Source organism: Magnetospirillum sp. SS-4 (assembly GCF_902729425.1).
Taxonomy (GTDB): domain Bacteria; phylum Pseudomonadota; class Alphaproteobacteria; order Rhodospirillales; family Magnetospirillaceae; genus Phaeospirillum.
Map to the genome: position 1 here is coordinate 46,204 of NZ_CACVCH010000070.1, position 17,926 is coordinate 64,129.

Genomic DNA, 17,926 nt, shown 5'->3' on the forward strand with positions numbered 1-17,926 from the left:
CGAGAACACGCGGGTGAGAACCAGGACGCCCGAGGGAAACAATAAAAATTACGATAAAAATACTTTGATATTACTTCCTATCCGAACAGGCTGTCGATTTCCGCCTGCGAAATACCCTTGTTCTCCAACTGCGGCCCATTCAACAACTTGGAATCGTCGTCGCGATGCTCCTCGAAGATCTTGGGAGAAACGTCGGCGATGTTCTCCGGCCCCCAGATCTCGATCATGGCGTTGATGCGGTCCTCGACGTATTTCAGGGTCTTGACCACCTTGGTGATGCGCTGGCCGGTAATGTCCTGGAAATTGCAGGCCTCGAAGATATTGCCGACGGTATCGCCGATATCCTCGACCAGACGGCTGACATAGCTGTCGGCGGCGTGGGCCTGGATTTCCTTGCCGATAAGCTCGATCTTTTCCGCCGCCTCCAGGATCTGCTCGGTGGCGCGCTCGGTGGAGGACACGATGGCGTCCAACTCGAAGGTGACGGCGATCAGACGGTCGTCTTCGGCATCCTTGGGCTTCAGGGCGGCGATTTCCGCCTTGGTGTGTTCGATGCAAACCGCCAGCGCCCGCAATTCGGTCTTCAGCATCGAGACTTCGGCGGCCTTCTGGGGCAGGGCGTCGTCGGCCGGCGCCTGGGCCGGCGGCGGCGGCTCGCCGGTGGTGACCAGATGCTTCAGATCGTTGCGAAGATCCTGGATGGCCTTCAGGACCTCGGCGTTGGAGGTCGACGGGGCCGCCTCGCCCCGCTGTTGCAGGCGCTTGATCTCGGCCGTGAACAGCTTGCGCTCGGTACTCATGATTGGTTCCCGCCCTTCCTCGCCATTGCCGACGGCCCCATCCCGTCCCCGCTCGCCCGCGCCACCCACGGCTTATACGAGTTATCCGAAACCTGTATATGTTCGGTCAACCACTTCTTCAGCAAATCAACAACATCTTCCGCCAGGGCTCCCCGCTCGCCCGCCAGATAGCGGTCGCGGACCCGACGGACCCTTCCGCCCAGGTCGCGGTGCTGCGACAGATGCGCATCCATGCCGGGAAAGCCGGCATCGGCCATGATGGCTTCCTCGCGCTGGAAATGGTGTTCGACGTATTCGGCCAGCACCGAGACGACATTGCCGATCACGTCGCGGCTCTGGCCGGTGTCGATGGCGTCGTGCAACTGGTTCAGCAGGTCGATCAGCAGCCGGTGATCGGAATCCAGCAGGGCATTGCCGACCGCCAGGGACTCGTTCCACGCCACCCACGCCATCGCCAGCCCTCAGCCCTGATTCACCGAATCACTATACCCAAGCGCCCACAAGGAACAAGTAGGCGATCGGGCGGATGCGGCGCGGACTTCAGTATCCCGGCTGGATGGGTGGCGGAAGCGTGGTCGCGGCCGGCGGCGGCGGGACCGGCGGCTCGTCCTCGCGCCCCCAGAAATACAGCACCAGCATCAGCGCGGCGGCCAGGAATCCGGTCAGCAGGAAATATCTGCCTCCCAGCCCGTAATCGCGGATCATGTCCGACAATTCCCGCAGCGGATTCATCAAGCCTCGCCTTTCCGACGCCACAGCATGGCGGAGCAATCCTTAGGATTTGGTAACGGCGGGCCGGCCCAGCCGCCGGCCCAGCCGGGCCAGCGCCTCGCGCAGGTCGGGGTCCTCGACGCCGGCCAGCTTTTCCAGCAGGACCGGGCCGGGCGGCGCGGACGGCGGCGGCGCGGCGGGACGGGGCTTGCGGGGTTCGGGCAGCGGGCCTTGCGCCAGCTTGAGGCGGGCCACCGCCTTCCAGCCGAAATAGCCGTTGATGCGTTCCAGGATCAAGGGCTCCAGGTGCTGGACTTCCAGGGCGAAGGCGCCGGAATCCACCTTGACCGTCAAGGTGCCGTCGACCCGCTCCTTGGGGGGGAACCTGATGCGGACCGGCAAGGTGTGGCTTGCCACCGCCGAGCCGACGATGGCCGGCCAGTCCACCACCAGGGCGCCGCCGGCAAAGCCGTGCTTGCCGAAGACCGGCCGGGTCACCCGCTGGCACGGCACCGCGATGGCGATCAGTCCATGGGTGCGGCGGTCCGGCTCCCGTTCCCCGCGCGGCGGCGGCTTGGCCTCGGCCATGATGCAAGCGGTCTCCCGATGGTGATCGTCGCCGATCTTGCCACGAATCCGGCCGGGAATGTGGAGACAATCGCGCCGGGGGCGGGGGCTCATTTGCGCGAGAAGGCCACGACCGGAGCAAAAACCCCTTGCCGCCCCATTACCTTTTAATTATTCTATTCCTTAGCTGTCGGCGCATAGCTCCTCCCACTCCGCCAATGCCGCCGGCGGCCGCCCGCCATCGGATCGATGGGAGACAAACGGGTAAAAGCCGGCCGCCCCTTCCCTCCCCCCCCTTGCGGAAGGGCGATGCCGGCACGGGCGGCGGGGGACAGCCCTCGAAAGGCGTCCCCCGCCGGCCCATAACCGCGACATCCACCATCAGCTCTCCGGCTTGTCCTTGCGGCGGTGGATGTTGAGGCCGATCTCGTCGAGGAAGGCCTGTTCCTTCTTGTCGCGCTCGGCCTGGGCGCGGCGGTCGCGCTCGCGCTGGGTGATCTCGTAGGTCTTCAGTTCGTTGAAGGCATCGGCCAGTTCGTCGCGAGCCCGGACGATCTCGGCCCGGATCATGTCGAGCATGGCGAACAATTGCTGGCGCCGGTTCAGCCAGGCGTTGGCGAAGTTGCCGTAAGCGAAGCCGACGCCGGTGGAATCCTCTGCGGCGACGCGCTGCTCCTCCTTCAACTGCTCTTCCGACTGGGCGATCCACGACAGAATCTCGTCCTCGCGGCCTTGCAGGGCCACCAGGACGCGCTGTTTCTCATCCACATGCCACTTGGACAGCCGGATGAGGGTCTTGAGGCCCTTGGCAGCCACCGCCGCCGCCCCTATGACGCCGTCACGCCCGGGTCATGCCCGGCCGCGACGATGGAGGGAAAGGGAGAGGTTGCCCGGGCCATGTCATTTCCGGCCCATGCCATCGCCCTCGAACGGCATGCCGAGAATTTCCGCCATCTGGGCATAGCACTCGGCCAGGGGGGTGGCGTCGGTCTTGCGCTGGCCCAGGAAGGCCTCGATGGCCGGATAATAATGAACGGCCTCGTCCACCGCCGGGTCGGTGCCGCGACGATAGGCGCCAAGCCGGATCAGTTCGGCCATGTCCTCGTAGGTGGACAGCAGGGCGCGGGCGCGCCGCACCAGGGCGTTTTCCATGTCGTTGTTGCAGGCCGGCATGGTTCGCGACACGCTGCGCAGGATGTTGATGGCGGGATAGCGTCCGCGCTCGGCGATGCCGCGATCCAGCACGATATGGCCGTCCAGGATGCCGCGCACCGCGTCGGCGATGGGTTCGTTGTGGTCGTCGGCGTCCACCAGCACGGTGAACAGGCCGGTGATGGAGCCCTTGCCCACGCCGGGACCGGCGCGTTCCAGCAAACGCGGCAATTCGGCGAACACGGTGGGGGTATAGCCCTTGGAGGCCGGCGGCTCGCCCGCCGACAGCGAGATCTCGCGCTGGGCCATGGCGAAGCGGGTTACCGAATCCATCATGCACAGCACGTCCAGTCCCTGGTCGCGGAAATGCTCGGCCACGCTTAGGGTGACGTAGGCGGCCTGACGGCGCATCAGCGGGCTTTCATCCGAGGTGGAGACCACCACCACCGAGCGCTTCATGCCGTCTTCGCCCAGATCGTCCTCGATGAACTCGCGGGCCTCACGGCCGCGTTCGCCGATCAGGCCGATGACCGAGACGTCGGCCGAGGTGTTCTTGGCCATCATGGACAGCAGCGACGACTTGCCGACGCCGGACCCGGCGAAGATGCCCATGCGCTGGCCGCGGCAGCAGGTGAGGAAGGTGTTGACCGCCCGCACCCCCAGGTCGATCTTGCCGGCGACCCGCGAGCGGGAATGGGCCGAGGGCGGTGCCGAACGGATCGGATAGGCGACGTCGCCGCTGGGCAGCGGTCCCATGCCATCCACCGGATCGCCGAAGCAATTGATCACCCGGCCCAGCCAGCCGCGATCGGGATAGAGCACCGGCTCGGCGTCCTGCACCTCGGTGCGGCAGCCCAGCCCGATCCCCTCGATGGCCGAGAACGGCATCAACAGGGCGCGGCCCTGGCGGAATCCCACCACCTCGCAGATCACCTTGCGGCCGTCGCGGGCGATGACGTTGCAGCGGTCGCCCACCGAGATGGTGCGTTGAATGCCGCCGGCTTCCAGCAGCATCCCCTGCACCGCCGCCACCCGGCCATAGACCTGGACGTTGGACACCCGTTCGATATCGTTGATCAGGTTGCGGACAAGGAACTTCACCCGGCCACCCTCCCCTGCCAGCTTGAACTGGTCAGGCTACACCCTTATGGTTAAGATATCGTGGAGACGGAAAGAAACCGGGAACCTTGCGATGCGCGTGCTGGTGGTTGAAGACGATCCCATGATGTCGAGGGCCATCGAAGCCATGCTGAAGGCCGAAGGCATGGTGGTCGACACCACCGAGCTTGGCGAGGACGGGCTGGAGATCGGCAAGCTCTACGATTACGACATCATCCTGCTCGACCTGATGCTGCCCGACATGGACGGCTACGAGGTGCTGCGCCGCCTGCGCGCGTCGCGCATCGAGACGCCGGTGCTGATCCTGTCCGGCCTGACCGAGGCCGACAAGAAGGTCAAGGGCCTGGGCTCGGGCGCCGACGACTACCTGACCAAGCCGTTTGACAAGGGCGAACTGGTGGCCCGCATCCAGGCCATCGTGCGGCGCTCCAAGGGCCATGCCCAGTCGGTGATCGACACCGGCCGGCTGTCGGTCAATCTCGACGCCCGCACCGTGGCAGTGGCCGGCGAGCCCTTGCATCTCACCGCCAAGGAATACGGAATATTGGAGCTGCTGTCGCTGCGCAAGGGCCAGACCCTGACCAAGGAGCAGTTCCTCAATCACCTCTATGGCGGCATCGACGAGCCCGAGTTGAAGATCATCGACGTCTTCATCTGCAAGTTGAGAAAGAAGCTGTCCACCGCCACCGGCGGCGAATCCTACATCGAGACGGTATGGGGGCGCGGCTACGTGCTGCGCGACCCCGAGACGCCCCAGGCCAAGGCCGGCTGAGTGAGCCGCCGCTTTTTCCTGTTCGGGCTGGGCTTTTCCGGCCGGGTGATCGCCCGCCGCCTGCTGGCGGCCGGCTGGAGCGTCGCCGGCACCACCCGCTCGGGCGAGGGCGCCGACTGTCCGGGCGTGGACGTCCATCCCTTTGACCGCGACCATCCCCTGCCGGATTCGGTGCTCGACGGCGTCGACGCGCTGCTGTCCTCGGTGCCGCCCGATTCGGCCGGCGACCCGGTGATGGATGTGATGGGCGCGGCCATCAGGACCCGCGCCCCCGCCTGGGTCGGCTATCTGTCCACCACCGGAATCTATGGCGATCATGGCGGCGGCCGGGTCGACGAGACCACGCCGGCCGCTCCCACTCTCGACCGGTCGCGCCGCCGCGCCGCCGCCGAACGGGCATGGCTGGACAGCGGCCTGCCCGTCCACGTTTTCCGGCTGGCCGGCATCTACGGCCCCGGCCGCTCGGCCATCGACACCGTGCGGGCCGGCCAGGCCCGGCGGATCGTCAAGCCCGGCCAGGTGTTCAGCCGCATCCATGTGGACGACATCGCAGAGGCGGTGCTGGCCTCGCTGGCGCGGCCGCATCCCGGCGGCATCTACAATCTGTGCGACGACGACGCCGCGCCGCCCCAGGACGTCATCGCCCATGCCTGCCACCTGCTGGGAATCGAGCCACCGCCGGAAATGGCGTGGGAGGAGGCCGAGGCCACCCTGTCGCCCATGGCGCGCAGCTTCTACGCCGACAACAAGCGGGTGGACAACGCCCGCATGAAGCGGGACCTGGGGGTGACGCTGAAATATCCCAGCTACCGCGAGGGACTGGCGGCGATCTTGCGGGAAACGCCGCCCCGCCCATAGGCGGCAAGGGGCGTCACTCATCGTCGTCGTCGCGGGCCAGCCCCATGACCCCGACGGCCATGGCGACCCCGCCGAAGGTGATGATCAACCCGAAGAATAGCATGGACACGATCACCCAGGGATGATCAGCGGTGGTCAGCAGGGTCCGGATATGACCAAGGTCGGTGGCCAGGACCAGACCGCCGAAGGTGACCGCCGCCGCCACGCCGTAGAACAGGTGCTGGGCGAGAAAGAGGAGCGCCTCCCGCTGCTTCGGCGTCATGGCGTCACCCGTCGAGGATGGCGGCCCCCAGGGTCGCCGCCAGGACACGGACCCCGTCCATGACCCGCTCCAGTTCGCCGGCATCGACGCCCCGCGCCACCACCCCGACCCGCGAGCACCCATCGGCGAAAGTGGGATAGCTGCCGATCTCCACATGGGGATGCGCGGATTGCAGCAGCGCCAGCCCCTCGGCCAGGTCGCCTTCCCGAACCGCCAGGGTCAGCGAGCGCGACACCTGGGGCGGACCACCCGCCAGCCCGGCCCTGACGCCGTCGAACATGGCCTGAAGGATGCGCGGCACCCCGGCCATGACGAAGACGTTGCCAAGCCGGAAGCCGGGCGCCTGGCTGACCGGATTGTCGATCAGGGCGGCGCCCTCGGGAATGTCGGCCATCTTGAGGCGGGCGGCGTTGAGTTCGTCTTCGCCGTAGCGGCTCCGCAGGCGGGCGACCGCCTCGGGATCGCGGGCCAGCGCCACCCCGAACGCCCGCGCCACCGCCGCCGAGGTGATGTCGTCGTGGGTCGGCCCGATGCCGCCGCTGGTGAAGACATAGGCGTGGCGGGCGCGCAGGGCGTTCAACGCCTCGACGATCGCCGCGGTGTCGTCGCGGATGATGCGGACCTCGGCCAGGACGATGCCCAGTTCCGCCAGTTGGGTTCCCAGATACTGCACGTTGGCGTCGCGGGTCCGCCCCGACAGGATCTCGTTGCCGATGACCAGGACGGCCGCGCTGGTCATACCCACTCGCGCAGCACGGCGACCAGCGGGATATCGGCCGGCGGCATGGGCAGGTCGCCCAGGCGGGGCGCCCGGACCCAGCGCAGTTCCTGCCCCTCGCGGGCGGCGGGATTGCCCTTCCACACCCGCACCACGTAAAGCGGCATCAGCAGGTGAAAGGTGTCGTAGTCGTGCGAGGCGAAGGCCACCGGCGCCAGGCAGCTTTCGGTGACGTCGATTCCCAGTTCCTCTTCCAGTTCGCGGACCAGGGCGGCCTCGGGCGTCTCGCCGTCGTGAACCTTGCCGCCGGGAAACTCCCACAGCCCGGCCATGTCCTTGCCGGCGGGGCGCGAGGCCATCAGCACCCGGCCGTCGTGATCGACCAGCGCCGCCGCCACCACCAGCAGAATCGGACGGGTGGCGCGGATCATCTCCCATTCGCCCTTCTTCAAGGCGAAGACCGGCGCCACCACGCTTTCACCACGGGCCGGCATGGGACAGGCCTCGACGCCGCAATAGGTCAGCCCCGCCTTTTCCAGCACCCGCTTGGAGGCAATATTGTCGGGATGGAACGACGCCCACACCCGGTTGAAACCCAGGGTGTCGAACATGTGGCGGATCAGCCGCAGCAGCGCCTCGGCGGCATAGCCCTGGCCCCAGAACGCCTTGCCCAGCCAGAAGCCGAGTTCCGGCGACTCGCCGCGATCCAGGCCAAAGCCGACGACGCCGACCAGCACGTTATCGGTGGCCCGCTCGATGGCCAGGGCGACGCCCTTGTGCTCGATGCGGCGGATTTCCTGGTCGGCGACGAAGCGCCTGGCGTCCTCGACGGTGAAGGGATGGGGAATGGCGGCGGTCAGCCGCACCACGTCCCAGTCGTCCAGCAGCGCCGGCAGCCGCTCGACGTCGCGCTCGGACACCGGGCGCATCCTGAGACGGGCAGTAAGAAGCGGATGTCCCGCCCAGACCGTTCCCGGTTGCCGACAACCCGCTTCCGTCATCTCCGCTCTCCCGAGGCAAGGCCGCTCCCGGTCGAAGGTAGCAGGCCGGCCCCCGCCTGTCATGGTTCCGTTGGGAATAGCCGGCACGCGGCTCCGACAAGGCGGGTTGATCCGGCAAGGCATAGCGCTCTATAGAGTATGGGAGGGAGGCACGCACCTCTCCCCTCCTTCTGATCGGATCGGCCGTCGATGCTCGACACCATGAACGTCTCCATCCTGATCGTATCGGGGCTGGTGGCGCTCTCCATTTTCTCCAGCCTGCTCAGCTTCCGCATCGGCGCGCCGTTGCTGCTGGTGTTCCTGGGGGTCGGGCTGGTAGCGGGCGAAAGCGGCCTCGGCGGAATCAAGTTCGACGATTCCCCCACCGCCTACCTGATCGGCAGCATCGCCCTGGCGATCATCTTGTTCGATTCCGGCTTCCACACCCGGATCAAGACGTTTCGCGCCGCCGCCTTTCCCGCCATGGCCCTGGCGACCCTGGGCGTGGTGATCACCGCCGCCGTCGTGGCGGTTCCCGCCCATTTCCTGCTGGGATTCAACTGGCTGGAAGCGGCGCTGATGGGCGCCATTCTCGGCTCCACCGACGCGGCGGCGGTGTTCTTCCTGCTGCGGGTGGGCGGCATCCACGTCAGGGACCGGGTCCGCTCGACCCTGGAAGTGGAATCGGGCAGCAACGACCCCATGGCCATCTTCCTGACCCTGACCCTGGTGACCCTGCTGGCCTCGGGCGCCGAGGTCGACTCGCTGTCGTCGGGATTGCTGATCCTGGCCGACCTCGGCACCCAGATCGCCATCGGCGCCCCCATCGGCATGGCGGGCGGCGGCCTGATCGTGCTGGCGGTCAACCGCATGGGGTTCGAGCGCGGCCTGCAACCGCTGGCCGCCATCAGTCTGGCCATGGTGGTGTTCGCCACCGCCTCGGTGCTGCACGGCAGCGGCTTCCTCGCCGTCTACATCGCCGGCCTGGTGGCGGGCAACGCCCGCATCAACGCCCCCGAGACCATGCGCCGCTTTCAGGACGGCCTGACCTGGCTGGCCCAGATCGTCATGTTCCTGACCCTGGGGCTGCTGGCGACGCCGTCGGAGTTTCCGGCCTTCGCCCTGCCGGCCCTGGGGGTGGCGGTGGTGCTGATGCTGGTGGCGCGGCCGGTGGCGGCATGGATATCGCTGCTGCCGTTCGGCTTCAACCGCAACGAAACCACCTTCGTCGCCTGGGTCGGGCTGCGCGGCTCGGTGTCGGTGCTGCTGTCCGTCCTGCCCATGGTCGCCGGCCTCGACCACGGCCGCGACTATTTCATCGTCGCCTTCCTGGTGGTGCTGGTCAGCCTGGGCGTCCAGGGCTGGACCATCGGCCCCGCCGCCCGCTTCCTGGGGCAGATCGTGCCGAAGCGAATCGGGCCGGTGGAGCGCATGGAACTGGAAATCCCCGGCGCCAGCCATGAACTGGTGGCCTACCGGGTCGCTCCGGATTCGCTGGTGACGCGCGGCCACCGGCTGCCGCGCTGGGCGGTGCCGTCGCTGGTGCTGCGCGACGCCAAGTCGTACAGCGCCCACGCCGCCGGACCGTTGCGGACCGGCGACACCGCCTATCTGTTCGCCCGGCCCGAGCGGGTGCCCCATCTCGACCGCCTGTTCGCCAGCCCTGCCCCGGCGGCCGAGGCCGACCGCCAGTTCTTCGGCGATTTCGCCCTCGCCCCCGACATCCGCATGAAGGAGCTGGCGCTGTCCTACGGCCTGCCCGTGGCCGAGGCCGATTTCGACATGACCCTGGCGGCCTGGGTGGCCCGCGAACTGGGGCACGCGCCGGGGACCGGCGACCGGGTGGCCCTGGGCGAGATCGAGCTGATCGTCCGGGCGCTGGACTGGGACGACAGCATCTCGGAGATCGGGCTGGCGGTCGAGCCGACCCCGATCGACAAGCCCAGGCTGCCGCTGTTCCAGACCCGCAGCGAGATGAGGGCGCTGCTGCGACGCTGGCTGAGGCGATAGACCTTCCGTCGCCGGCGTCAGTGGCGGAACCGCACCGGCTGGCGCTTGCGCCCCCAGGCGCCGGGCGCCGCCTCGAACACCCCGGGAATACGGCTGCCGCAGGCGCGGCAGGTTCCCTCCGGCGTCAGCGCCCACGCCGACAGCTCGTACCAGTCGCGCCCGATCAGCAGGCCGCCGCAGCCGGGGCAATAGGTGCTGCCGCCGGCCGGATCGTGAACATTGCCGGTATAGACGTAGCGCAGGCCGTTGCCCCGGGCGATGTCGCGCGCCCGCGTCAGGGTGGCCGGCGGCGTATTGGGCAGGTCGGCCATCTTCCAGTCTGGATGAAAGGCGGAAAAGTGCAGCGGCACGTCCGGCCCCAGCGCCTCCATCACCCAGCGGCTCAGCGCGTCGATCTCCTCGGCGGAATCGTTGCGGCCGGGAATCAGCAAGGTGGTGATCTCGAACCACACGCTGGTCTGGCGCCTCAGATAGACCAGGGTGTCCTTGACCGCCTCCAGATGGGCGCCGCACAAGCTGTGGTAGAACTCCTCGGTGAAGGCCTTGAGGTCGACGTTGGCGGCGTCCATGTGGGCGTAGAACTCGCGCCGGGCCTCGGGCAGGATATAGCCGGCGGTCACCGCCACCGTCCGGACGTTCCGGGCGTGGCAGGCCTTGGCCACGTCGATGGCGTATTCCATGAACACCACCGGGTCGTTGTAGGTAAAGGCGACCGACCGGCATCCCAACCGCACGGCGGCCTCGGCGATGGCTTCGGGGTCGGCGCGGTCGTTGAGCCGGTCGATCTCGCGCGCCTTCGAGATGTCCCAGTTCTGGCAGAACTTGCAGGTCAGGTTGCAGCCGGCGGTGCCGAACGACAGGATCGGGGTGCCGGGCAGGAAGTGGTTGAGCGGCTTCTTCTCGACCGGATCGACGCAGAACCCGGACGACCGGCCGTAGGTGGTCAGCACCATGCCGCCGTCGGCGGCGGCGCGGACGAAGCACAGGCCGCGCTGGCCGTCGTGCAGCTTGCAGGCGCGCGGACAGACGTCGCACTGGACCCGGCCGTCATCCAGGCGGTGCCAGTGACGGGCGGGGTGGTGCGAACCTTCCAGTCCGGCGGTCATGGCTTATCCCGGGCGGGCGGCGATGAACTGGGCCAGCCGGTAATCGACGCCGACGGTGTGTTCGCAGAACCATTCGTAGAGAAAGGTCAGGAATTCGTCGAGGATGTCCTCGCCGGCGTTGAGGCGGCGGATGCTGGCCTCCAGCGTCGCCAGAAGCTTGCGGTGCTCCTCGGTGTGAATCTGGCGGTCGGGATAGCCGATGTCGATCATCATGTTCTCTTCGCTGAGAAAGTGGAACTCGGCGTATTTCAGGATTTCCCGCAGCGACCGGGCCTGCTTCTCCGGCGTCAGACCGGCCTTGAAATCGCGGTTCAGCCCCATCACCAGATCCAGGAACACCCGGTGTTCGGAATCGATGCGGAAATTTCCCAGCTCGAACCACTTCTGCCAGACGATCTCGACCATGGCCTGTCCCCCGAACGGCATCCGATAACAGGCTACGCCCGTCTTCGGGGTCGGTTCAACCCCCGTCGATCTGCTATGATGATCCATCACAGGAGAGAGACCATGACCGCAATCCGCCCCGCCGCCGTGGCCGGCATGTTCTATCCCGCCGATTCCGTCGAGGCCCGCCGCCAGGTCGAGGCCTTCCTGGCCGGAGCGGCGGCGCCATCCCCCGCCGCCCGCCCGCCGAAGGCCCTGATCGCGCCCCATGCCGGCTGGGTCTATTCCGGGGCGGTGGCGGCCAGCGCCTACGCCCTGCTGCGGCCGCTGAGGGGAACCATCGAACGGGTGGTGCTGCTGGGTCCCAGCCACCGGGTGGCGTTCCGCGGCCTGGCGCTGTCGGGGGCAGATGAATGGGCCTCGCCGCTGGGGGCGGTGCGGCTGGATCGCCAGGGGGCCGAGCGGCTGAAGACGCTGCCCGGCGTCGGCGTATCGGATCAGGCCCACGCCCAGGAGCATTCGCTGGAAGTCCACATCCCCTTCCTCCAGGCGGTGCTGGGCGATTTCGCCTTGCTGCCCCTGGTGGTCGGCGACGCCCCGCCCGAAATGGTCGCCGATGCCCTGGACGCCATATGGGGCGGTCCGGAAACCCTGATCGTGGTTTCCACCGATCTGTCCCATTATCTGGATTACGCCGCCTGCCAGGCCGCCGACCGCGCCACCGTCGCCGCCATCGAGGGGCTGGACCCCGCCGGGATCGTCCGCGACGGCGCCTGCGGCCGCGTTCCGGTGGGCGGGCTGCTGCTGGCCGCCCGACGGCGCGGCCTGGACATCGTCACCCTGGACGTGCGCAATTCCGGCGACACCGCCGGCCCCAGGGACAAGGTGGTCGGCTATGGCTCGTGGGCGCTGTTCGAACCCGTCTCGGAGGAGGAGGCCATCCGCTCGGTGGGACGGACCTTGCTGGACGCCGCCTGGGCCTCGATCCGCCACGGCCTTGCCGACGGCGCCCCCCCCAAGGCGCGGGTCGACGACAGCGCCCCCGAGGTCCTGCGCCGCCCCGGCGCCGTCTTCGTCACCCTGAACCGCCACGGCCAGCTGCGCGGCTGCATCGGTTCGGCGGTGGCGTGGCGGCCGCTGGCCGAGGACGTGGTGGACAACGCCTTCAAGGCCGCCTTCCGCGACCCCCGCTTTCCGCCGCTGAGCCAGTCCGAACTGGCGGACCTGGACCTGTCGCTGTCGGTGCTGACCCCGCCGGCGCCGCTTCGCTTCAAGGACGAGGCCGACCTGCTGGCCCAGTTGCGGGTGCGCGTCGACGGCCTGATCATCGAGGATGGCGGACACCGCGCCCTGTTCCTGCCCTCGGTGTGGGAGCAGCTGCCCGACAAGCGCCAGTTCCTCGCCCATCTCAAGGCCAAGGCCGGCATGGCCCCCGGCCACGGATCGGCCGGCTTCCGGGCCAGCGTGTTCCAGGCGGTGGAGATCGGAAAGGACGGATAGGCGCGCCCGCGATCGGCGGCAGCCTATCGTTCCTCGCGGCGTTTGATCGCCGACCACACGATCCAGAGGGTGATGGGCGGGGCGCACATCAGCAATATCCGGTTCAGCGCCACCGCGAAGCCCCAGCGCTCGCCGGTAAGCAGCAACTGCTGCTTGCATTCGTAGCGCTTCTGGAAGCTGCCCTCGCACGCCTTCATGCGTTCCTGCATGGCCTTGGAGGTGTGGTTATCGAAGATTTCGTCGGGAACGTCGCTGAAGAACACCCAGCCGGACGCCGCCAGCCACGCCAGACAGACCATGGTCACCAGAATGTCGCCGATCTGGCGACGGCGGCGGGCATCGGACAGGCCTTCACGGAAATCCAGCGACATCGGCGGCATGGGCTCGGTTCCTGCGGAAGCAGTCACCCTAGCAGGCCCCGGTTAAGGGACGATTAAGCGCTGGCGGGGACCATCGGCGCCCCGTCCGCTCGCCCAATGGATGAATAGGCTTTTATTCCATGGAATTTGCGGCATTCCGCGCCACCCGCACTGATTGCGTGAATATCTGTACGCATAATTTTTAATGGATTTTATATTCTATTATTCATCTTTTTGATTGATGCCGACATCGGAATGCCGAAGTGCATTCCTTATATTGCCGATGCATGCCTGAATTCTTGTCGGTCCGTTGGAAATCGGGGAAGAATGGCGCGACCTGGCCCCTCGCCACAGGCCATGGGCCTGACGCAGGAACCGGCGCGCCGCCGTCCGGTCATCCGTCGCCTCCTGGACGCCCTGGACCAGTTCGGCGACACAGATGATCAGGTCGGGGGACAGGTAATCGTCGAAGCGGTCGCGCCGATGGTCGGCCAGATAGCGGGAAACGGCCAGATCGACCCTCTCTCCGGTGGTCAGGACCATGTCGGCGATACGGAATACCGAGGTCTCGAACCAGTCCTGGGCGGCCGCGCCCACGTCAAGACGGAACGCTTCGCTCCAGGCGTTGGTGTCCATCAGGGCGGCCCGCCCCTCGCCCCCGGTGACCGGTCGCAGGCGGTCAGGATGCCCCTGAAAATCGCCAGCGCCACCGCATGCGCCCGCGTTGCCGCGCCAAGCTTCTTCATGGCGTTGTTGATATGGAAATTGGCGCCGCCAACGGAAATATTCAGATGTCTTGCGACTTCCTTGCTGCTCTTGCCATAGGCAACCAGCAGCAGAACGTCGCGTTCGCGTTCCGTCAAAAGCTCTTGCTGGTTGGATTCGTCCACCGCCACACCTTAAGAAAGTACACCTATAAAACGACAGTATGTGTGGTTATGCGCGCAATCAAGCGACATGTCGGAACCTAGCTATTCAACTAGGCATGGTTGCCAGACAAAAACAGCCGAAGGGCAAAATCCATCCTCGCCACATCATGATGAACGTCAAAGGCCGCCAAGAATGACTCCCCCCCCTCGAAAGCACCACTGACGGTGACCTTGCAATCACTCCAGTCATACGAAGGTTGCGTTGCCAAAAGGCATAATTACGCCGCGATTACTGTCGGCCGTGACAGCAATACCCTGATGGGACGACGCCGCGAAAGAGCAAGAATCCACATGCCCGCCCCGGCGCCGGCGACGTTTTGTTGCGCCGCAACCTTGCGTTCGGGTCGGGGGGTTTGGTAGGCTGCGCCGCCTCACGCCTTCAGGAGTTGTTCACCATGGCGACCACCGCCCGTCCGCGCCGCTCTGTCCTTTACATGCCCGGTTCCAATGCGCGAGCGCTGGAAAAGGCCCGCACCCTGGCCGCCGACGGCCTGATCCTCGACCTGGAGGACGCGGTGGCGCCCGACGCCAAGGACGAGGCCCGCCGGCTGGTGGTCGAGGCGGTCAGGACCGGCGGCTACGGCCAGCGCGAGCTGCTGATCCGGGTCAATTCCCTCGCCACCCCCTGGGGGCAGGCCGACGTCGCCGCCGCGAGCGCCTCGGGCGCCGACGGCATCCTGATTCCCAAGGTGGAAAGCGGCGACGCGGTGCGTCTGGTCGAGGCGATCATGGCCGCCGCCGGCGCGCCGGCCGACATGGCCATCTGGTGCATGATGGAGACGCCGCGCGGCATCCTGCGCGCCGAGGAGATCGCCACCGCCAGCCCGCGCATGGCCGGCTTCGTCATGGGAACCTCGGACCTCGCCAAGGATCTGCACTGCGCCCACACCCGCGACCGCCTGCCCATGATCACCTCGCTGGGGCTGTGCCTGCTGGCGGCCCGCGCCCATGGTCTGGCCGCCATCGACGGCGTCTATCTCGATCTCAACGACGACGAGGGCTTCGAATACGCCTGCCGCCAGGGACTGGACCTGGGCTTCGACGGCAAGACCCTGATTCATCCCAAGACCATCGACGCCGCCAACCGCGTCTTCGCGCCGTCGGACAAGGAGATGGAATGGTCGCGCAAGATCATCGCCGCCCATGCCGAGGCCGCCGCCGCCGGCAAGGGCGTGGTGGTGGTCGATGGCAAGCTGGTCGAGAACCTGCATGTGGAGAACGCCCGGCGCATCGTCGCCCTGGGCGAGCGCATCGCCGCCCTGACGGCGGACCTGACGGCCTGAGGCGGCCGGATGCCCCCGCCCGGCGCCTGAGGGACAGATAAAAGGACACATCATGACCAAGACCAATTCGGGCAATTTCTTCGAGGATTTCCGCCTCGGCCAGGTGATCCGCCACGCCACCCCGCGCACCGTCACCCATGGCGACGTGGCGCTGTACACCTCGCTGTACGGCTCGCGCTTCGCCGTCAATTCCTCGGCCGAGTTCGCCCGCTCCATCGGCCTCGCCTCCGGCGGCGCCGCCCCGGTGGACGACCTGCTGGCCTTCCACGTCGCCTTCGGCAAGACGGTGCCGGACGTCAGTCTCAACGCGGTGGCCAATCTGGGCTATGCCGCCGGCCGCTTCGGCGCCCCGGTCTATCCCGGCGACACCCTGGCCACCACCTCGACCGTGATCGGGCTGAAGGAGAATTCCAACAAGCAGACCGGCGTGGTCTACGTGCGCTCGGTCGGCGCCAACCAGCGGGGCGAGATGGTCGTCGACTACATCCGCTGGGTGATGGTGAGAAAGCGCGACGTCAACGCCGCCATCGCCGAGGAGAAGGTCCCCGACCTGCCGGCCGCCGTCGCCGCCGCCGACCTGATCGTCCCCGAGACCCTGACCCTGGGCGATTACGACGCCGAACTGGCGGGCAACCCCCATCGCTGGGGCGATTATTCGGTGGGCGAGAAGATCGACCACGTCGACGGCATGACCATCGAGGAGGCCGAGCACATGATGGCGACGCGGCTGTGGCAGAACACCGCCAAGGTCCATTTCAACCAGCATACCGAGAGCCAGGGCCGGTTCGGCCGCCGCCTGATCTATGGCGGCCACATCATCAGCATCGCCCGCGCCCTGTCGTTCAACGGACTGGCCAACGCCTTCAAGGTCGTGGCCCTGAACGGCGGCCGCCACACCAACCCGACCTTCGCCGGCGACACCATCTATGCGTGGTCGGAAGTGCTGGACAAGCTGGAGATTCCCGGCCGCTCCGACGTCGGCGCGCTGCGCCTGCGCCTGGTCGCCACCAAGAACCAGCCCTGCGCCAAATTCCCCATGAAGGCGGAGGAGGACGGCTTCGGCAACGCCGTCGCCATGCCGGTGCTGGACCTGGATTATACCGTCCTGATGCCGAGATAGGAAGGCGGCTCCGGCAGGACGGGCTTGCCGGAACGGCATCGACGGGCCATAAGCTAGGGTCATGGATACCTTCGTCATCGTCGTCTTCCTGCTGACCTATCTCGGCATGGCCTTCGGCAGCGTCCGCGGCCTGAAGCTGGACCGCACCGGCATCGCCCTGCTGGCGGTGGTGGCGCTGCTGGTCTCCGGCAAGGTCGGCGTCAAGGCCATGGGCAGTTCCATCGACGTGCCGACCCTGCTGCTGCTGTTCGCCCTGATGATCGTCTCGGCCCAGTTCCAGATGGCCGGCGTCTATGGTCATGTGGCCGCCCGGGTGGCCGCCGCCGCCGGCTCGCCCCGGCGGCTGCTGGCCCTGGTCATCGCTGTGGCCGGCGGATTGTCGGCGGTGCTGGCCAACGACGTGGTGTGCTTCGCCATGGCCCCCATCATCGCCGTCGGCATCCGGGGCCGCGGCCTCGACCCCCGCCCCTATCTGCTGGGGCTGGTGGGCGCCGCCAACGCCGGCAGCGCCGCCACCCTGATCGGCAATCCCCAGAACATCCTGATCGGCCAGGTGGGCGGGCTGGACTTCTGGAACTTCCTCGCCGCCTGCGCCGTGCCGGCCGTCCTGTCGCTGGCGGTGGTCCACCTGACGCTGTGCCTGATCTGGCGCGCCGAACTGAGCGCGACGCCCACCCGGGCCGACGACGCCGTCATCCCCGATTTCAACCGCTGGCAGGCGATCAAGGGGGCCGGCGCCCTGATCGGGCTGCTGCTGCTGTTCGCGGCACCGCTGCCCCGCGAGGTCGGCGCCCTGGTCATCGCCGGCCTGCTGCTGGCCAGCCGCCGGATGTCGTCGCGCGAGATGATCGGCACGGTGGACTGGCATCTGCTGCTGCTGTTCGCCTGCCTGTTCGTGGTGACCGGCGCCTTCGCCGACACCGACGTGGCGCGGCGCTGGATGGAGGCGCTGGCCGAGCGCGGCCTGTTCCCCGAGACCCTGGGGGTGATGGTGCCGCTGGCCCTGGCCGCCTCCAACACCATCGGCAACGTGCCGGCGGTGATGCTGATCCTGGCGGTGTGGCACACCCCCGATCCGGGGGCGCTGACCGGCCTGGCGCTGCTGTCGACCCTGGCCGGCAATTTCCTGCTGGTCGGCAGCATGGCCAACATCATCGTCGCCGAACGGGCGCTGGCGGCGGGAACCCGGCTGTCGTTCACCGACTTCGCCCGCGCCGGCATCCCCATGACCCTGGCCACCATGGCCATCGCGGTGGCGTGGCTGCGGGTCGGCGGCTGGATGGGATGGTAGGCCGA

General features: G+C 67.5%; 21 protein-coding genes. 7 read left to right on the forward strand and 14 right to left on the reverse strand.

The genetic code is table 11. The annotated features are described in order from the left end of the window. Nucleotides 1–77 precede the first annotated feature (77 nt). The 6 genes from MTBSS4_RS12335 to fliI all read right to left on the reverse strand — a co-directional run bounded on the left by MTBSS4_RS12335 (nt 78) and on the right by fliI (nt 4,331). Complete coding sequence (locus tag MTBSS4_RS12335) at nt 78–800, reverse strand: protein phosphatase CheZ (protein WP_173983705.1); 723 nt, start codon at nt 798–800, stop codon at nt 78–80. Continuing rightward, nucleotides 797–1,252, reverse strand: coding sequence for a bacteriohemerythrin (locus MTBSS4_RS12340; protein WP_173983706.1), 456 nt, complete (start codon nt 1,250–1,252; stop codon nt 797–799). Before MTBSS4_RS12340 ends, MTBSS4_RS12335 begins: the two co-directional genes overlap by 4 nt. 88 nt (nt 1,253–1,340) lie before the next feature. Continuing rightward, entirely contained in the window at nt 1,341–1,532 is a 192-nt protein-coding gene (locus MTBSS4_RS12345) for a hypothetical protein (RefSeq protein ID WP_173983707.1), read from the reverse strand. 42 nt (nt 1,533–1,574) lie between these two features. Beyond that, nucleotides 1,575–2,192 (reverse strand): DUF721 domain-containing protein, encoded by a 618-nt coding sequence (locus MTBSS4_RS12350; RefSeq protein WP_254432524.1) that lies wholly within the window; start codon nt 2,190–2,192, stop codon nt 1,575–1,577. 267 nt (nt 2,193–2,459) lie between these two features. After that, nucleotides 2,460–2,894, reverse strand: coding sequence for a flagellar FliJ family protein (locus MTBSS4_RS12355; protein ID WP_173983708.1), 435 nt, complete (start codon nt 2,892–2,894; stop codon nt 2,460–2,462). 84 nt (nt 2,895–2,978) lie between these two features. Next, complete coding sequence (fliI, locus tag MTBSS4_RS12360; RefSeq protein ID WP_173983709.1) at nt 2,979–4,331, reverse strand: flagellar protein export ATPase FliI; 1,353 nt, start codon at nt 4,329–4,331, stop codon at nt 2,979–2,981. Between the two features lie 91 nt (nt 4,332–4,422). Here fliI and ctrA point away from each other — a divergent pair, with 91 nt between their 5' ends. Together ctrA and MTBSS4_RS12370 are read left to right on the forward strand one after the other, a co-directional pair. Continuing rightward, complete coding sequence (gene ctrA / locus MTBSS4_RS12365) at nt 4,423–5,121, forward strand: response regulator transcription factor CtrA (protein ID WP_173983710.1); 699 nt, start codon at nt 4,423–4,425, stop codon at nt 5,119–5,121. Continuing rightward, complete coding sequence (locus MTBSS4_RS12370; protein ID WP_173983711.1) at nt 5,122–5,979, forward strand: SDR family oxidoreductase; 858 nt, start codon at nt 5,122–5,124, stop codon at nt 5,977–5,979. It abuts the gene before it with no gap. Between the two features lie 13 nt (nt 5,980–5,992). Here the strand turns inward: MTBSS4_RS12370 and MTBSS4_RS12375 are convergent, their stop codons facing one another. The 3 genes from MTBSS4_RS12375 to MTBSS4_RS12385 are packed head-to-tail and all read right to left on the reverse strand — an operon-like array spanning nt 5,993 to nt 7,960. Then, nucleotides 5,993–6,241 carry a hypothetical protein gene (locus MTBSS4_RS12375; protein WP_173983712.1) on the reverse strand — a complete coding sequence of 83 codons (249 nt, stop codon included), beginning with the start codon at nt 6,239–6,241 and terminating at the stop codon, nt 5,993–5,995. 4 nt (nt 6,242–6,245) lie between these two features. After that, nucleotides 6,246–6,980: a molybdopterin-binding protein gene (locus MTBSS4_RS12380; protein WP_173983713.1), complete on the reverse strand. Its 735-nt coding sequence runs from the start codon at nt 6,978–6,980 to the stop codon at nt 6,246–6,248. Then, nucleotides 6,977–7,960: a bifunctional GNAT family N-acetyltransferase/(deoxy)nucleoside triphosphate pyrophosphohydrolase gene (locus MTBSS4_RS12385; protein WP_173983714.1), complete on the reverse strand. Its 984-nt coding sequence runs from the start codon at nt 7,958–7,960 to the stop codon at nt 6,977–6,979. Before MTBSS4_RS12385 ends, MTBSS4_RS12380 begins: the two co-directional genes overlap by 4 nt. Before the next feature lie 189 nt (nt 7,961–8,149). Here MTBSS4_RS12385 and MTBSS4_RS12390 point away from each other — a divergent pair, with 189 nt between their 5' ends. Then, complete coding sequence (locus tag MTBSS4_RS12390) at nt 8,150–9,949, forward strand: potassium/proton antiporter (protein WP_173983715.1); 1,800 nt, start codon at nt 8,150–8,152, stop codon at nt 9,947–9,949. A 17-nt stretch (nt 9,950–9,966) separates the two neighbouring features. Here MTBSS4_RS12390 and amrS read toward each other — a convergent pair whose 3' ends face one another. Further along, nucleotides 9,967–11,055, reverse strand: coding sequence for an AmmeMemoRadiSam system radical SAM enzyme (gene amrS / locus MTBSS4_RS12395; protein ID WP_173983716.1), 1,089 nt, complete (start codon nt 11,053–11,055; stop codon nt 9,967–9,969). A 3-nt stretch (nt 11,056–11,058) separates the two neighbouring features. Then, on the reverse strand, nt 11,059–11,460 hold the full coding sequence (locus tag MTBSS4_RS12400; RefSeq protein ID WP_173983717.1) for a bacteriohemerythrin: 402 nt from the start codon (nt 11,458–11,460) through the stop codon (nt 11,059–11,061). Between the two features lie 102 nt (nt 11,461–11,562). On the opposite strand from MTBSS4_RS12400, the gene amrB reads away from it, so the two are divergent. Continuing rightward, nucleotides 11,563–12,939: an AmmeMemoRadiSam system protein B gene (gene amrB, locus MTBSS4_RS12405; protein WP_173983718.1), complete on the forward strand. Its 1,377-nt coding sequence runs from the start codon at nt 11,563–11,565 to the stop codon at nt 12,937–12,939. 23 nt (nt 12,940–12,962) lie between these two features. On the opposite strand, the gene MTBSS4_RS12410 is transcribed toward amrB, so the two are convergent. The 3 genes from MTBSS4_RS12410 to MTBSS4_RS12420 form a co-directional block, all read right to left on the reverse strand. After that, nucleotides 12,963–13,346: a hypothetical protein gene (locus tag MTBSS4_RS12410; RefSeq protein ID WP_254432525.1), complete on the reverse strand. Its 384-nt coding sequence runs from the start codon at nt 13,344–13,346 to the stop codon at nt 12,963–12,965. Nucleotides 13,347–13,520: 174 nt separating this feature from the next. After that, nucleotides 13,521–13,934, reverse strand: coding sequence for a hypothetical protein (locus MTBSS4_RS12415; RefSeq protein ID WP_173983719.1), 414 nt, complete (start codon nt 13,932–13,934; stop codon nt 13,521–13,523). Further along, the gene (locus tag MTBSS4_RS12420; RefSeq protein WP_173983720.1) at nt 13,934–14,188 is read right to left on the reverse strand and encodes a helix-turn-helix transcriptional regulator; all 255 of its coding nucleotides are present in this window, start codon (nt 14,186–14,188) and stop codon (nt 13,934–13,936) included. The genes MTBSS4_RS12415 and MTBSS4_RS12420 overlap by 1 nt, the downstream gene beginning before the upstream one ends. Nucleotides 14,189–14,622: 434 nt before the next feature. On the opposite strand from MTBSS4_RS12420, the gene MTBSS4_RS12425 reads away from it, so the two are divergent. The 3 genes from MTBSS4_RS12425 to MTBSS4_RS12435 all read left to right on the forward strand — a co-directional run bounded on the left by MTBSS4_RS12425 (nt 14,623) and on the right by MTBSS4_RS12435 (nt 17,921). Beyond that, nucleotides 14,623–15,510: a CoA ester lyase gene (locus tag MTBSS4_RS12425; protein WP_173983721.1), complete on the forward strand. Its 888-nt coding sequence runs from the start codon at nt 14,623–14,625 to the stop codon at nt 15,508–15,510. A 52-nt stretch (nt 15,511–15,562) separates the two neighbouring features. Then, the gene (locus tag MTBSS4_RS12430; RefSeq protein WP_173983722.1) at nt 15,563–16,630 is read left to right on the forward strand and encodes a MaoC family dehydratase; all 1,068 of its coding nucleotides are present in this window, start codon (nt 15,563–15,565) and stop codon (nt 16,628–16,630) included. Nucleotides 16,631–16,691: 61 nt separating this feature from the next. Next, entirely contained in the window at nt 16,692–17,921 is a 1,230-nt protein-coding gene (locus tag MTBSS4_RS12435) for an anion transporter (protein ID WP_173983723.1), read from the forward strand. Nucleotides 17,922–17,926 lie beyond the last annotated feature (5 nt).

Excerpts from the sequence above, each read along its gene's own strand:
- MTBSS4_RS12335 (WP_173983705.1), bottom strand. The coding sequence starts at position 800 with ATGAGTACCGAGCGCAAGCTGTTCACGGCCGAGATCAAGCGCCTGCAA.
- MTBSS4_RS12340 (WP_173983706.1), bottom strand. The coding sequence starts at position 1,252 with ATGGCGTGGGTGGCGTGGAACGAGTCCCTGGCGGTCGGCAATGCCCTG.
- MTBSS4_RS12345 (WP_173983707.1), bottom strand. The coding sequence starts at position 1,532 with ATGAATCCGCTGCGGGAATTGTCGGACATGATCCGCGATTACGGGCTG.
- MTBSS4_RS12350 (WP_254432524.1), bottom strand. The coding sequence starts at position 2,192 with ATGAGCCCCCGCCCCCGGCGCGATTGTCTCCACATTCCCGGCCGGATT.
- ctrA (WP_173983710.1), top strand. The coding sequence starts at position 4,423 with ATGCGCGTGCTGGTGGTTGAAGACGATCCCATGATGTCGAGGGCCATC.
- MTBSS4_RS12375 (WP_173983712.1), bottom strand. The coding sequence starts at position 6,241 with ATGACGCCGAAGCAGCGGGAGGCGCTCCTCTTTCTCGCCCAGCACCTG.
- MTBSS4_RS12380 (WP_173983713.1), bottom strand. The coding sequence starts at position 6,980 with ATGACCAGCGCGGCCGTCCTGGTCATCGGCAACGAGATCCTGTCGGGG.
- MTBSS4_RS12385 (WP_173983714.1), bottom strand. The coding sequence starts at position 7,960 with ATGACGGAAGCGGGTTGTCGGCAACCGGGAACGGTCTGGGCGGGACAT.
- MTBSS4_RS12390 (WP_173983715.1), top strand. The coding sequence starts at position 8,150 with ATGCTCGACACCATGAACGTCTCCATCCTGATCGTATCGGGGCTGGTG.
- amrS (WP_173983716.1), bottom strand. The coding sequence starts at position 11,055 with ATGACCGCCGGACTGGAAGGTTCGCACCACCCCGCCCGTCACTGGCAC.
- MTBSS4_RS12400 (WP_173983717.1), bottom strand. The coding sequence starts at position 11,460 with ATGGTCGAGATCGTCTGGCAGAAGTGGTTCGAGCTGGGAAATTTCCGC.
- amrB (WP_173983718.1), top strand. The coding sequence starts at position 11,563 with ATGACCGCAATCCGCCCCGCCGCCGTGGCCGGCATGTTCTATCCCGCC.
- MTBSS4_RS12415 (WP_173983719.1), bottom strand. The coding sequence starts at position 13,934 with ATGGACACCAACGCCTGGAGCGAAGCGTTCCGTCTTGACGTGGGCGCG.
- MTBSS4_RS12425 (WP_173983721.1), top strand. The coding sequence starts at position 14,623 with ATGGCGACCACCGCCCGTCCGCGCCGCTCTGTCCTTTACATGCCCGGT.
- MTBSS4_RS12430 (WP_173983722.1), top strand. The coding sequence starts at position 15,563 with ATGACCAAGACCAATTCGGGCAATTTCTTCGAGGATTTCCGCCTCGGC.
- MTBSS4_RS12435 (WP_173983723.1), top strand. The coding sequence starts at position 16,692 with ATGGATACCTTCGTCATCGTCGTCTTCCTGCTGACCTATCTCGGCATG.